This window comes from Bacillus sp. JJ864, from assembly GCF_036963045.1.
In the GTDB taxonomy this organism is placed as follows: Bacteria; Bacillota; Bacilli; order Bacillales; family Bacillaceae_G; genus Bacillus_A; species Bacillus_A pseudomycoides_C.
Map to the genome: position 1 here is coordinate 813 of NZ_JBALLY010000200.1, position 14661 is coordinate 15473.

Below are 14661 nucleotides of genomic sequence, written 5' to 3' on the forward strand. Positions count from 1 at the left end.
AAATTACAAATCATATGTTTTATAATAACTTTTGCAAATCATATCAATTAATCGTTAGAAGATTTATATTCCTTTTTCTTTTATAAAATCCTTCCAAAATATCTCGCCAAAATATGCGGCACTTTTACTCTTTATTCATTAATATAAAGAATATTTCCCTCTTTCTCCAAAAAACACAAAAAAATGCATTACAAGTAAAGATCATGTCTATTTTCTACAGTATATTCATTTGCTCTTCATTTTAAAACAAAGAAAGACATGTGATATTGCAGGATTAAAGAAAAAAAACAAGAAGTTTATATATAAAAATGCACTTTCTCTGTCTTTTTACAAAAAGTCTATTTTCCTAGACACTGACACAACTTGTGAAAACAAACAGAGAATGATAGAGGAGGATATACTATGACTGATCAAGTTCTATTTTCAGTTAACAAAAATGGCGTAGCTACTATTACGTTAAATCGCCCAAAAGCATTAAACTCCATTTCTTATGAAATGATAGGACCAATAACGCAAAAATTGAAAAAATGGGAAATGGATAATCAAATTCATCTTGTCATTATAAAAGGCGCAGGTACGAAAGGACTTTGTGCCGGCGGTGACATTAAGACTCTTTACGAAGCTCGTTTACATGACTCTGCCATGCAAAAAGCGGAGCAATTTTTTGAAGATGAATTCCAATTAGATATGCTCGTTTATAAATTTTCTAAACCAATTGTTGCTTGTTTAGATGGCTTTGTTATGGGCGGAGGTGTTGGACTTACTTACGGAGCTAGTCATAGAATTGTAACTGAGCGAACAAAGTGGGCTATGCCAGAAATGAATATCGGTTTTTTCCCTGATGTCGGATCTGCTTATTTCTTAAATAAAGCGCCGGCCTATATCGGACGTTACTTAGCATTAACAGCTTCTGTCATTAAAGCACCTGATGTACTATATATCAATGCTGCTGATTTTTATATCTCTAGTGAAAAATTAAATGCCTTTCTTAATCACATTGAACAAATAGATTGGCATACAAAAGACATACATACAGCATTAACAGAGCTAATCAATGATTATTCAGAAGTTCCTGTTACCGAAAGTGAACTTTCATCATTCCAAACAGAGATTAATAAACACTTTTCTTTTCATGCTATCGAAGAAATTATCCATTCTTTAGAAAAAGATGCGAGCCCTTTTGCAACTCAAACAAAAGAAACAATGTTGTCAAAATCACCTTTCTCTTTAAAAATAACTTTAAAACAATTTATTGATGGAAAAGAAAAAACATTAGAAGAGTGCTTTGCTACTGATCTTGTGCTCGCTAAAAATTTTCTGAAACATGAAGACTTTTTCGAAGGAATACGTTCTGTTGTCATTGATAAGGACCAGAATCCACAATATAAATATAAACATTTAGAAGATGTTTCAGACGAAGTTGTAAATAACTTTTTCCATCTTATAAGAAGCTAATAATAGCAAATTGAATTTCTAGCATTAAACATTTTTCCAATAAAAAAGTGTCCAATACAATGGACACTTTTTTACATTCCCCTTAAAACCAGCGTTCTGTCACTACTTTTTTACGTGTATAAAATTGCACACCATCTTTTCCATTTGTACCTAGGTCACCGTAGAAAGAAGCTTTATTTCCTGCAAATGCGAAAAATGCCATTGGAGCTGGAACGTTAACATTTATACCAATCATGCCAGCATCAATTTTATCGCGGAAAATTTGAGCATGTTTCCCACTTGAAGTATAAATGACGGCACCATTTGCAAATTTAGATTTATTTGTAAGCTGAATTCCCTCTTCAAGGTCTTTCACTCTCACAATACTTAAAACAGGTGCAAATATTTCATCTTGCCAAATTTTCATATCTGGTTGTACATGATCAAAAATTGTTGCGCCTACATAATACCCTTCTTCAACGTCTTCTTTTATATTACGACCATCCACTAATAATGTAGCACCTTCGGATACGCCGCTATTAATATAGCCAATAACGCGCTCTTTATGAACTTCACGAATTAGTGGTCCAACAAAGTTTTCTTCATAAAGGCCGTCTCCTACTTTTAACTTACGTGTTTCAGAAACGAGCACATCAATAAATTGATCTGCAATTTCATCTACAACCGCAACAACAGAACAAGCCATACAACGTTCTCCGCTACTAGCAAACGCTGCACCAACTACGCCTTGAATTGTTTTTTCAAGGTCACAATCTGGCATAACAATCGCATGGTTTTTCGCACCCGCCAATGCTTGAACGCGTTTTCCATTAGCAGTACCAGTTTGATAAACATATTTAGCAACTGGTTCAGAACCAACAAATGAAACAGCTTGAATGTCCACATTCTCAAGTACACTATTTACAACTTCTTTACCACCGTGTACTAAGTTTAAAACACCTTTAGGAAACCCTGCTTCATAAAATAATTCAACAAGTTTCGCTCCTAGTAAAGGCGTTCGCTCTGATGTTTTCAAGACGAATGTATTTCCGCAAGCAATCGCAAGTGGGAACATCCAAAGCGGAATCATCATTGGAAAATTAAACGGTGTAATCCCAGCAACCACACCAAGCGGATAACGCCAAATGGAACCATCAATTCCTCCTGCAATATTTGGCAGTGCTTGTCCCATCATTAAGTTCGGTGTAGATGTAGCAAGCTCCACAGCCTCTATTCCGCGTTGCACTTCGCCGCTAGCATCCTTTAACGTTTTCCCATTCTCTAATGTAATAATTTGAGCTAACTCGTCCTTATGCTCTTGTAAAAGTTGTACATATTTATATAAAAATCTTGTTCGGTTCGGAACTGGCACTTGTGACCATGTTTCATAAGCACATTTTGCTGCCTCCACCGCTTTATCTACATCGGCTTTTGTGGAAAGTGGAACATATGCAATTACTTTTCCATTTGCAGGATTGGGGACCGTTTCAATCTCTGTACCAGTAGAATCAACCCATTCTCCATTAATATGATTTTTCATTTTTTTTACATCTGTTATAATCATTTTTATTCTCTCCATTTCTTATATAATATCTATCTCTCGATTAGTAGATTGATTATTCCGAATTTTAAGGGTTTATTCTTCTTACTCGTTAGTTGAAATTTTTTGTTCGTTCACTTTTTTATACAGAACAGCCATATCTTTCTCTCCAAATCCATCTTTTCCTGCTTCTTCATACTGCTCCAGCAACATTTTACTAACTGGCAATTCTAAGTTGTTCTCCTTTGCCAAATCTAATGCAAACCCTAAATCTTTTTTCAATAGATTGACAGTGAAACCTGGTTCGTAGTTTTCAGTTGCGATAAAACTTTTATAATTGCGTTCATAAATACGACTTTGTCCATAACTAACATTTAATATATCAAATAGTTTTTCTAAATCCATATTGCTATGTTTCGCTAAACTAAGCGCTTCACTTACTCCCGCTGTATAAAAACCAATGAGTAAGTTATTAATGAGTTTCACCATCGTACCACTATCGATTTTTTCACTTACATGAAAGATATTTTCTCCCAATGCATCCAATACTGGTAAAGATTGCTCATATACTTCTTTCTGGCCACCAACCATAAAAGTAAGTGTTCGATTTACCGCTCCAATAACCCCACCGCTAACTGGTGCTGCTAAAAAGTCAATTCCTTTACGCTTAGCCGCTTCCGCAATTTTCATATTAAGCTGCGGTGCAACTGTACTTGTATCAATTAAAATTATGCCTGGATGACTTTTATTAATAAGTCCATCTTCTCCTAAGTACACTGTTTCTACTGCACGAGACGAAGGTAAGCTTGTTAAGATCATCTCACAACTTTCCGCTAATTGAGGAATAGAAAGGCCAACAATTCCTCCTGCTTGTTGAAATGAATTTTCGGCTTCTTTATTTAAATCTACTCCACACACAATGAAGTTTGCAGTGATTAAATTTTTAGACATTGGAAGACCCATATTTCCCAAACCTATGAAACCAATCTTTTTCATATAGCTTTCCTCCCTATTAAATGAAGTATCGAGAGCGCTTTATAATTGCTTTAGCAATTTCTCGTTTTTTCATAAATAAATTTGTGTAAAGAGGTATAGATTGATGACGAATTTCCTCTAATAACACTCGTCTCTTATTTTCATCTCGCTGAGCACTTGAAAGAATAGATATTGCATCAGACTCCATTTGACGATAGCCTTCTTCACAAATTACATCTGTTACTAACTGTTTTATCTGTTCCTTTTCCTCACCATTTCGCTCTAAAGCTTTTTGTGTACGTAAAAAAGCAGATTCCATCACATATAACTCTTTTAGCATGTTAGCTAATATACGTAAATATTCTTGTTCTTGGTCAAGTTTGAGATTAGAAGAGTAAGATAGCGTTTTCAAAGATTGGTTCAGTAAATGTTTTGACAACTGGATATATCGGGAATTTCTTTCTGCGCTTTCTTCTTTCGGTGGTTCGTTCGCCAAGGATTCATTTTGTCTAAATTTCTTTAGTGCCATTTTCGCAATTGTTAAGCGGTTGATTTCATTTGTTCCTTCAAAAATACGACTAATTCTCGCATCACGATATAGGCGTTCTACTTCATATTCTTGCATATACCCATACCCACCGTGAATTTGCACAGCTTCATCGACAATTTCACCAAGTACTTCTGAACAATTTACTTTATTAATCGCACACTCCATCACATAATTTGACATCGTTTTGACGATATCATTATGTTCTTGTTCCGAAAGTAGTGCGCCATCTAATTCACCTGACGTACGATACGCAGCACTTTCTGCTCCATATGTAAAAATAACCATATTTGCAATTTTCTCTTGAATCATTGTAAAATCAACTAATGCTGTATCAAACTGTTTGCGTTCTTCCCCATAATTTACAGCTAATTGAATCGCTTGTTTTGCCGTTCCAATATTGGCAAAAGCTAATTTCAAACGTGCCATATTTAATATATTTAAAGCAACGTGATGCCCTTTTCCAACTTCACCTAATACATTTGTACTTGGCACCGATACATCTTCTAAAATGAGAGTTGCTGTTGAAGATCCTTTAATTCCCATCTTTTTCTCTTCCAAACCAACAGTTACACCCTTACATGTTCTTTCGATAATAAAGGCTGTCATTCCTTTATTTGTTTTCGCAAAAACAACATAAACATCAGCAAGATGAGCATTTGTAATCCATTGTTTTTCTCCGTTTAGCAACCACTCTGTTCCTTCTTCATTCAACACAGCACTTGTTTTCGCATTAAGTGCATCTGAACCGGCATTAGGTTCTGTTAACGCATAAGCGCCTATCCACTCTCCTGATGCAAGTTTCGGCAAATATTTCTCCTTTTGCTCCTCAGTTCCGAAATAGACGTATGGCAATGTCCCTACACCGGCATGGATATTAAAAGAAACACTAAAAGCTCCTCCGAATCCCATTTTTTCTGCAACAATTCCGGACACTTTTTTTCCTAAATCGAGTCCACCGTATTCTTCTGGAACTTCTATACTGAGTAAACCTAGCTCTCCTGCCTTCTCAAATAACTTACGTGTAACATTATAATCGTACTGTTCAATAGATTGCAGGTGAGGGATAACCTCTTGCTTCACAAATTGTTCAGTTGTTTTTGATATAAGGTGATCCTCATCATTAAAATCTTCAGGAGTAACGATATCACTCCATGTTTTATTGTATTGTGAAAAAAAATTATCCCATTGCGGTTCTGCTTTCTTCATTCTCATCCTCCTAACTATTTCCTTCTCTCATTTGCACTCTCTGCGTCTCAATATTTAGAAGAAACGTTCAATTGGTGACACTAAAGAAATGGATAACATAGAGTAAAAAAAGAATATAGAGCTCCATTAATATAACAAAAAAAGCGATGATTTCTCTTACATCAAGCAGGTGTTTTTGCTAAAGATGTGTATCATCGCTTTTTTCTCTCATCTATTGCCCATCAGATAAAATTGTTTTTGCAATTCCCTTATCTAACTCCTCAAAGTCATGATAAGAAATAGTTTCATATAATTCACTTCTTGTTTGCATATCAGCAAGTCCTTCTTTTTGCGACCCTTCTTCTTTTATAAGCTGAAAAATACGCTCATAAGCTTTTGCTGCTACGCGAAGAGAAGTCACTGGATATATGACCATTTGATAACCGATATTAGCGTATTCCTCGGCAGTATAATACGGTGTTTTCCCGAATTCAGTCATATTAGCAAGTAAAGGTACCGTTACTTTTTTTGTAAATAAACGAAACTCTTCTTCTGACTGCAAAGCTTCTGGGAAAATAGCATCCGCACCCGCTTCTATGTAAGCAATTGCTCGCTCAATCGATGCATCTAATCCTTCAACAGCACGAGCATCCGTACGAGCTACAACTACCATTGATGGTGCTACTTCTTTTATAACTTTAATTTTTTGTTGCATTTCTTCAATAGAAACAAGTTTTTTGCCATTTAGATGTCCACATTTTTTAGGGAGTTGCTGATCTTCGATTTGAACAGCAGCTACATTTGCTTCCATCATTTCTACAGCAGTTCTTGCTACATTTAATACTCCACCAAACCCTGTATCAATATCGACAAGAAGAGGTAAATCCGTTGCTCTAACAAGATCTCTTGCTCTTTCAGCCACTTCAGTAGATGTTACAATGCCTAAATCTGGTAAACCCTTACTTGCTGTATAAGCAGCTCCTGATAAATAAAGAGCTGAAAATCCAATGTTTTTTGCAACAAGAGCAGCCATCGCATCATGTGCACCAGGAATTTGCAAAATTTCAGGTGCTTCTACTAAAGTTCGGAATCGATTGGCAAGTTCTTCTTGTGTTGACTGTTTATTTACAACCCAAGCCATTCTTATTCCCCCTATACTTAAATTAAGAAAAGATCTACAAATTCATTTACATTCATATTTTCTAATTTCCCTTCATTCAAACAAGCCTCATGAATTTTTTCTTGTTGTTTATTAGAGTAATGAACAGACATATTTGCAGAGAACTTTTGAACAACCTTTGGAATCGCTTCGTCTCTACGGAAACGGTGACCTAATGGATATTCACATTCTACATTTTCTGTTACTGTACCATCTTTAAAATGAATCTGAACAGCGTTGGCGATTGAGCGCTTGTTCGGATTAAGGTAATCTAAACTGTATTGTTTATTTTCAACAACAACCATCTTATTTCGTAATTCATCTACGCGACGGTCAGAAGCTACTTCATCCTCATAATCATCTGCAACAATGTCACCTTTTAATAAACCGATTGCAGTAATGTATTGCAAGCAATGATCGCGGTCAGCTGGGTTATTTAATGGACCCTCTTTATCAATAATACGAACTGCTGATTCATGTGTCGTAATTGTAATACGGTCAATTTCATCTAATCGTTCTTTCACTTCTGGATGTAATTTCACTGCACATTCTGCAGCTGTTTGAGCATGAAATTCTGCTGGATATGATACTTTAAACAATACATTTTCCATTACATAAGAATCTAAAGGTCTTGCTAATTTTAGTTCTTGCTTGTTAAACAATACATCTTGGAATCCCCATCCTGGTGCAGATAATGCTGTTGGGTAACCCATTTCACCTTTTAATGCAGTAAGTGCAAGATGAACACCACGACTTGTTGCATCCCCAGCTGCCCATGACTTACGTGAACCTGTATTTGGAGCATGACGATATGTACGAAGACTAGAGTTATCAATCCATGCATGAGACAATGCATTAAAGATTTCTTCACGTGTGCCACCAAGCATTTTAGTAACAACTGCTGTTGTCGCTACTTTTACGTATAACACATGGTCAAGACCAACGCGGTTTAAACTATTTTCCAATGCAAGTACACCTTGGATTTCATGCGCTTTAATCATCATTTCAAGTACATCTCTTACTTTTAATGGTTCTTTTCCTTCTGAAATACGAACGCGGCTCACATAATCTGCAACAGCTAAAATGCCACCTAAATTATCAGACGGATGTCCCCATTCAGCCGCAAGCCACGTATCATTATAATCTAACCACCGAATCATACATCCAATATTAAAGGCACCGCGTACTGGATCAAGCACAAATGATGTTCCCGGCACACGTGTACCATTTGGCACAACAGTTCCTGGTACGACAGGTCCTAGTAATTTTGTACACTCTGGATATTGCAGTGCTAAAATCCCACATCCAAGTGTATCAAGTAGCACATAGCGTGCTGTACTGAATGCTTCTGAGCTTGTAATCTCATTATTTAATACATAATCCGTAATCTCTTCTAAAATTGCATCTTTTTGTTTAATTTCATTTGTTTTAATCACGCTATCCTTCCCTTTCTATCGAAAATTCGTTATTATTAAGAATGGGTGTCGGTCAAACACTCATCTGGCGGGCGGCCTTAACAACTCCCCAGTTGTTTTTATTTGCTAAGCACATGTCGCTCGCCGATATAATTTACACGCGGGCGGAACAATCGATTATTTGTATGTTGCTCAATCACATGCGCACATAAGCCTACCGTTCTTGAACTGAAAAAGATTGGTGTATATAGTTGAATTGGAATACCTAACATCCAATAGACTGGAGCAGCATAATAATCTAGGTTTGGATAGATTCCTTTTTCCTTCTCCATAATTTTTTCTCCAGCTTCACACATTTCATATAATGTATAATCGCCTTTCACATCACATAACTGTTTTAATGCTTCTTTCATCATAAGCGCTCTTGGATCTATCTTCTTCATGTAGACGCGATGTCCAAATCCCATGATTTTTTCTTTGTTATACAGTTTCTTTTGCAGTAATTCTTCAAATTTTCCGGCAGTACCTGCTTCAAGTAGCATATACATCACTGCCTCATTTGCGCCTCCATGTAAATTACCTTTTAAAGAAGCAACTGCTCCGGTTAAGGCACCATACAAGTCTGATTGTGTCGACGCAATTACTCTAGCCGTAAAAGTAGAGTTAGGCATCTCATGTTCACTATATAGAACGAGTGATCGGTCAAATATTTTTTCTTCTAATTCAGAAGGCTTTTTACCCGTTAGCATACGGAAGAAGTTCGCACTATAAGATAATTCTTGAATCGGTTCAACTGGTTCTTCATTATTTAAAATTCGATAGCTATTAGCTACTATATTCGGCACCTTACTTAACAATTTATAAGCACGCTTTTTATTTACATCTAATGAGCGATCATCAATTTCATTGTCATAACCAGATAGTGCCGAAATTCCTGTACGCAATCCATCCATTGGATGCGTTTGTTTTGGCAATGCTTTTAAAACATCAAAAATTCCACTCGGAACCTCATATTCAGACTTTAACGTTTCTTCCAATGCCGCTTTTTCATCTGAATTAGGAAGTTTCTCCTCTAATAAAAGATGAACAATATCTAAATAGCTTTTCGTTTTAGATAACTCAATCAGGTCATACCCTTGAATAACGATTTCTCCTTTTTTTGTATCAAGAAAAGAAATCTTCGTCTCTGCTGCAATTACCCCTTCAAGTCCTGGAAAATATTTTTCTTCAGCTCCCATTTTGTTTTCCTCCAATCCAAATAGATCTTCGTTTACCCTTCTGTAAGCCTTTCCAAGATTGCACAAAATATTTCCCTCACCATTCTCTATTTTAACTTCTCGCAAAGAATATGAGGTTAGCAGCGTACAAGGTTTTTCTATGTTTAGATTGTTAATAATGATACTTTTGAAAGGATTGAGATTGTAAGAAAATGTTCCAAACAAAGAATCTCTCATAAGCTTCATATTTGTTAATGATTACGACAATAAAAAGATCTTCCAAAGAAACTGTTACTATAACGTATCTTCGTAAATTAGCACCTTCTCCCCGCGCAGACTATGATATGCAAAACAAACGATTTATCTTCGCCCGTTTTACACTCATTTCATTTTCTACTCAAATATATCAGACTGTTTAGAAAATTACAATTTATTTTATCTTTGGATATATAAACGATTTATTTTTTTATTATAATTTCTAAAAAAAAAGAATAGCAATCTGCTATCCTTTTCAGACATTTTATATTAGTTTATTTCAGCCACGATCCAACAATCGGATATTGAAAAGATCGATCATTCAACGCACGGACAATACCAATAATTGGTGTAATTAAAGCCATAAGTCCAAAAATAATTAAAAATGGAATTCCAATTAGTACCCAAGAGAAAAATGCTGAAATACCAATTAGTACGCCTATGACAAAATGAAATATGACTGCTTGTAATGATAAATTTTTAATTTCTCGATCTGAACTCACAAGAAATATAATAAAAGGAACTAATACAGGCGCAAACCAAGTACTAGCGTGAATGAATATTTTCAGTCCTTTATGCTCCATTTAAAACTCACCTCTTTTCTCTGTATTTTTTCTTTGTTATGTAATATTTTATATAATATCCAATAGCATGTGCATGAGACTCGAGGCTGATTTGTACTCATTCAAAAGTTCTACTTATTTACCTGATTCTTAAATATTTATTAAACTAAAAGGTAATATGCCCACAATTCCCTATATATTATGTTCATTCAAAATAAACATCTTTCAACTATTTTCTCCTTAACAAATTCTTCAAAACATAACATCTTCTTTCGCGGTATGCATATGGAAATATTTACTTAGTACATTCGTTTAAGTTTTTTGATATTTTACATTTAAGCTCCATAAAAGCTGCTATACCACCATATCTGCTCTTTAGTAAACGAAAGAGCAGATATCTTTTTCCCCTTACAGCAATATAAACAACTGCACAACAATGGGGATAGACTCATATCCTATTCCAGATACCGAAACCAACTTCGAATCAGGAAGGTAGGAAAATGAAATGACTTCTCCTGTAGATTATACTTCTCCGTCTATCCAATTCACTCAAGATGTAAGTAGAACTAACTTCTTTACAAAAGATGCGCAAAATTATATAAATGTACTAGGGATTAAACAGTTAAATACATTAAATAATACATCTTTACTCGACATTTTTTTAAGTGCGGGAAATATTATAGAGCCTCATATACATCAAAATGCGGCTGAACTCGTTTATTGTATTTCTGGTGCAGCTGTCGTTTCTTTGCTTAATCCCTTTACAAACCAAATTTTGAGTTTCCCTATAAAACCAGGTCAAGTTGTCAATATACCACAAGCTTGGTGGCATTATGAAATCGCCACTGTAGACAACACACATTTATTAGCCATTTTTAATGCCCCTACTCCAGAAGTTACTTTTGGATCAGATATTTTACGATTAACACCCGCAAATATTATAGCCCATACGTATTGTCTCGATGAACAACAGTGGAAACAAGCAGTATCTCCTATTCAATCTACTACTGTAATTGGTCCTCCTAAAGGCTGCAATCCAAGTGAAAGTCGAAATGCATTTCATCATATCCCTAATCAAAAACAAATGCACGCACAGCATTCACCATATTATTACCAACAACATCAATTTCCATTTCAATATTGGGGATATTAACATAACAACCAACCAAAAGAATACCCTTGATTGGGTTTCTTTTTATATGACTTAGTATGTTACAGGTCGAGCTCCTTTTTTAACAAAGTAAGGTTATAATCATGAAATTTTTTCATTGTTTTTGGATAACTATATTTTTTGATAAGGTCGTATGTTTCTTCCTGTTTGTCTTCTAAAAGTAACTGTTTAGTTTGTAAAATATAATTAACTGACTCAGATATTCGCTTTTTCATCTCTGTTTTTTCTTTTGTAAATTCTCCATGTCCTGGTATTAGGAGGCTAATGTCATATTTCTCTATTATAGATTCGAATTTTGTTAAAGTTGATAAATAGTCATCACTGTTATGATAAATATAAGGAAATTCTAGATTTGATAAGTAGTCACCAGCTATTACAATACCGAGTGGCTCGAGAACTGTAATAATGCCATCACCAGTATGACCTGGGGCTTGATAAAAATGAAATTTTATATCTCCTATTTCTAATTCCTCATATTCTTTGCTAATAGAAATATCTACATTTGGAAACTTTACTTCATACTTCCTTGTTATGTAATAAGAATCGTCAAAGTCTTGAATACTATTGATAATTGATTGCTTATCCGGGCAATCTTTTAATTTTTCGCTTGCAATTACTTTAGCATGCGAAAACGCACCATAACCTAAAATATGATCAAAATCGGAATGTGTAAAAAGTAAGTAAAGGTCTTTATCTTTTTTATTTTTATATACATAGTCCTGAATTTCATCTACTTCATTCGGTAGCCAAGTCGGATCTACTACTAATACCGATTTATCTGTTTCTACAACAACTGAATTGGTTTGATAAATAGCACTTTGAAAGATCGTTATGAAATTATCTTTATATTGAATCATAGTCTTATGCCTCCGTTTTAGATTTTCCCCTTTTACTTTGATGAGATTTAGCTACATATCTCCAAAGTAAAAATTAATAAAACAAAAAGGAATTTTTTACAAAAACTATACAAAAAGAATATCATTCTTTTTGTTTGTAGACTACGAAATTTATTTCCCACTATTTAATTTTTTGAAATCCTCTTCGTTTTATCACTTTCTAAGTATATGCAGTATAACTTGGTTCTCCTTTTTTCATAAGGATACATTATAAGCTGTTTCATTCAATATATTTTTCCTCTTTTCATACTACTTTTCTACTTCAACCGTATGTCTTTAAATATAACAACAAGATATAATTTTGTATTTCTATTAAATTTAATATAGAGACTGTAGTACAATTTTGCATATATTTTTTTGTATAGTTCATTTACTCATACATATACATCAATTTAATCATATGTTATATAGCGTAAGTTAATTTTATAAGTAAAGAAGGTGTAAAAATGGGTGATAACAATAATCAAGTACCTATCCCGTACCAATGTTTCTTTCCTCTACCTGAGCCTATAGCTACAGCTTACGGTAACTTTTGGCAAACAAATTTCATAACAGTTCCTTTTGAAGCTTCTTTTCCTTTTAATCAGACAGGCCCAACTGCTGGGGGAATTTCTTTACTATCTCCTACAACTATCAGCATTAAGCAAGCAGGAGATTATCGCGTTTCTTTCATTTCATCAATTAACACGACTTTAAATCCTGTATTTCCTCACATACCTGTAATCTCTATATTCTTAAACAGCAAACATATTGCAAATGCTCAAGCTGATTTTACGATTGAAATTCGAGATAGAGAGTCAACAGGGTGCCATCAACTTACTGGAGAAGCGATTATATCCGTACCAGCTAATTCGATACTTGAACTAAAAAACAATAGTTTCTTTAATAATCAAAGCATTATAACTTGTGATAATGGTGTAAATGCTGTGGAATTGACTATTGTAAAATTGAGTTTATAAAAATTCAAAACACATCTTGTATCAACAAAAAGGACGCTTATAATGTGTCCTTTTTGTTATGTCCATATATTCCTCAATGTAATATCAAATTAGCTAAGTAAGCTTTGTATTTCTTTTCATTTCCTCTATACCAATAGTGAAAAATATCTATACTGAATTTTTTGGATAATGTTTCTCAATTTACTGTATATTCTATACATGTTAAATTGAAATTGAAAAAGGTTTCTTTTTCATTACTTCCCTTTTCAAACCTCGGAAGCAATAAGATAGTTGGTGACACTCCTACGAGTGTCTTTTTTTATCAAAAAAGACTCTGCTATACAGCGGAGTCCAAAGTTAAAAAAGAAGAAAAGAGAAAATGAAAAATTTCACAAAGGTCAGTTTAACAACATTTATTGGATTCTGTAATATGAGGGCTTTTTCACACACCGAGAATGTAAACACTGTAGGATTAGATACCAATTCTCAAGATTATTTTAAATTAAATTCTTCCAATCCTTTATTCCACTTAAACAAATTTTAATCTCGCTGTTAGTTCTCGAATTTTTATTTTTACTCGTCCTTTCTCTCATTGGCAATTCTAATCTTTACTTCATTTCCCTTACTGAAGATAAATCGAAGAAAATTCCATCTCCTCGGTTGAGCAATTACTGACTTCTCTTGGTTTGCTTTACCGAAGCATCTCTCTAATTCCAAATCTATTCCCCATCTGTATCCTTCATAATATCTATACTCTATTATCTTCTTATCGTATCATCCCCTCTTTTATTCGGCCTAAAGCCAATGCTATGGAGGAGGAAAATATAGGTGCTCATACTTGAGGAATTACTTGTTGAATGGAACAGTCCATCACGATTAGAAAGAACAGCTGGCGATTAAAATGCTCATTCAAAAGTCTTCTTAATAACTTCATATGTTCCTTTTAAAGAAAGCACAAGCAAAGTTATCCCAAAAACAAAGTAAATTATAAAAGCAATATAGTAAAGAGTTATACTGGATTTAGTCGGTAAATAAGGGAATAAAAAGATTGTTAACAAGAATAATAACATTACAAGCATTAATGATAGATAATTTAAATACAGATTTTTATTCCTTTTCCTTATTTCATAGTTTTGAAAAGACATACATGCAATAGATATTGCAATTAAGCCTATATTTATACTCACTCCTAATTCCGCTGTTTCTTGAACCATTTCTGTTAACATTGTTATGTTTCCAAGTGTATTAGATAATACAGCAATCAACGTAACAATTGCTAGAATTACAATCAATCTAATAATTATTTGAATATCTTTACATAATTTTCTCATTTTCATTCCCCACTTTCTGTAATATCATTAAA

At 34.2% G+C, this 14661-nt stretch carries 12 protein-coding genes; 3 read left to right on the forward strand and 9 right to left on the reverse strand.

The features are described from left to right. Positions 1-402: 402 nt before the first annotated feature. Positions 403-1455, forward strand: a complete 1053-nt coding sequence (locus V7024_RS22600) for an enoyl-CoA hydratase/isomerase family protein (protein WP_335524171.1) — start codon at positions 403-405, stop codon at positions 1453-1455. An 82-nt stretch (positions 1456-1537) separates the two neighbouring features. Here V7024_RS22600 and V7024_RS22605 read toward each other — a convergent pair whose 3' ends face one another. The 7 genes from V7024_RS22605 to V7024_RS22635 all read right to left on the reverse strand — a co-directional run bounded on the left by V7024_RS22605 (position 1538) and on the right by V7024_RS22635 (position 10314). Next, positions 1538-2998 carry a CoA-acylating methylmalonate-semialdehyde dehydrogenase gene (locus tag V7024_RS22605; RefSeq protein WP_335524173.1) on the reverse strand — a complete coding sequence of 487 codons (1461 nt, stop codon included), beginning with the start codon at positions 2996-2998 and terminating at the stop codon, positions 1538-1540. Between the two features lie 81 nt (positions 2999-3079). Then, complete coding sequence (locus tag V7024_RS22610; protein ID WP_335524175.1) at positions 3080-3970, reverse strand: NAD(P)-dependent oxidoreductase; 891 nt, start codon at positions 3968-3970, stop codon at positions 3080-3082. A 16-nt stretch (positions 3971-3986) separates the two neighbouring features. Further along, positions 3987-5705, reverse strand: coding sequence for an acyl-CoA dehydrogenase family protein (locus V7024_RS22615; protein WP_335524177.1), 1719 nt, complete (start codon positions 5703-5705; stop codon positions 3987-3989). A 211-nt stretch (positions 5706-5916) separates the two neighbouring features. Beyond that, positions 5917-6825: a methylisocitrate lyase gene (gene prpB, locus V7024_RS22620; protein ID WP_335524179.1), complete on the reverse strand. Its 909-nt coding sequence runs from the start codon at positions 6823-6825 to the stop codon at positions 5917-5919. A gap of 17 nt (positions 6826-6842) precedes the next feature. After that, positions 6843-8279, reverse strand: a complete 1437-nt coding sequence (gene prpD, locus V7024_RS22625; protein WP_335524180.1) for a 2-methylcitrate dehydratase — start codon at positions 8277-8279, stop codon at positions 6843-6845. 98 nt (positions 8280-8377) lie between these two features. Beyond that, the gene (mmgD, locus tag V7024_RS22630; protein WP_335524182.1) at positions 8378-9496 is read right to left on the reverse strand and encodes a citrate synthase; all 1119 of its coding nucleotides are present in this window, start codon (positions 9494-9496) and stop codon (positions 8378-8380) included. A 509-nt stretch (positions 9497-10005) separates the two neighbouring features. Beyond that, a complete protein-coding gene (locus V7024_RS22635; RefSeq protein ID WP_090911549.1) occupies positions 10006-10314 on the reverse strand; it encodes a DUF4870 domain-containing protein in 309 nt (102 codons plus the stop codon). 484 nt (positions 10315-10798) lie between these two features. Here V7024_RS22635 and V7024_RS22640 point away from each other — a divergent pair, with 484 nt between their 5' ends. After that, positions 10799-11446 carry a cupin domain-containing protein gene (locus V7024_RS22640; RefSeq protein WP_335524185.1) on the forward strand — a complete coding sequence of 216 codons (648 nt, stop codon included), beginning with the start codon at positions 10799-10801 and terminating at the stop codon, positions 11444-11446. Positions 11447-11505: 59 nt separating this feature from the next. Here the strand turns inward: V7024_RS22640 and V7024_RS22645 are convergent, their stop codons facing one another. Then, on the reverse strand, positions 11506-12321 hold the full coding sequence (locus tag V7024_RS22645) for an MBL fold metallo-hydrolase (protein WP_335524187.1): 816 nt from the start codon (positions 12319-12321) through the stop codon (positions 11506-11508). A gap of 485 nt (positions 12322-12806) precedes the next feature. On the opposite strand from V7024_RS22645, the gene V7024_RS22650 reads away from it, so the two are divergent. Then, positions 12807-13319, forward strand: coding sequence for a preprotein translocase (locus V7024_RS22650; RefSeq protein WP_335524188.1), 513 nt, complete (start codon positions 12807-12809; stop codon positions 13317-13319). Between the two features lie 884 nt (positions 13320-14203). Here the strand turns inward: V7024_RS22650 and V7024_RS22655 are convergent. Next, a complete protein-coding gene (locus tag V7024_RS22655) occupies positions 14204-14629 on the reverse strand; it encodes a hypothetical protein (RefSeq protein WP_335524190.1) in 426 nt (141 codons plus the stop codon). Positions 14630-14661 lie beyond the last annotated feature (32 nt).

Bases quoted from the DNA above. Each gene is read 5' to 3' on its own strand.
- V7024_RS22600 (WP_335524171.1), top strand. From the start codon at position 403: ATGACTGATCAAGTTCTATTTTCAGTTAACAAAAATGGCGTAGCTACT.
- V7024_RS22605 (WP_335524173.1), bottom strand. From the start codon at position 2,998: ATGATTATAACAGATGTAAAAAAAATGAAAAATCATATTAATGGAGAA.
- V7024_RS22610 (WP_335524175.1), bottom strand. From the start codon at position 3,970: ATGAAAAAGATTGGTTTCATAGGTTTGGGAAATATGGGTCTTCCAATG.
- V7024_RS22615 (WP_335524177.1), bottom strand. From the start codon at position 5,705: ATGAAGAAAGCAGAACCGCAATGGGATAATTTTTTTTCACAATACAAT.
- prpB (WP_335524179.1), bottom strand. From the start codon at position 6,825: ATGGCTTGGGTTGTAAATAAACAGTCAACACAAGAAGAACTTGCCAAT.
- mmgD (WP_335524182.1), bottom strand. From the start codon at position 9,496: ATGGGAGCTGAAGAAAAATATTTTCCAGGACTTGAAGGGGTAATTGCA.
- V7024_RS22635 (WP_090911549.1), bottom strand. From the start codon at position 10,314: ATGGAGCATAAAGGACTGAAAATATTCATTCACGCTAGTACTTGGTTT.
- V7024_RS22640 (WP_335524185.1), top strand. From the start codon at position 10,799: ATGACTTCTCCTGTAGATTATACTTCTCCGTCTATCCAATTCACTCAA.
- V7024_RS22645 (WP_335524187.1), bottom strand. From the start codon at position 12,321: ATGATTCAATATAAAGATAATTTCATAACGATCTTTCAAAGTGCTATT.
- V7024_RS22650 (WP_335524188.1), top strand. From the start codon at position 12,807: ATGGGTGATAACAATAATCAAGTACCTATCCCGTACCAATGTTTCTTT.
- V7024_RS22655 (WP_335524190.1), bottom strand. From the start codon at position 14,629: ATGAGAAAATTATGTAAAGATATTCAAATAATTATTAGATTGATTGTA.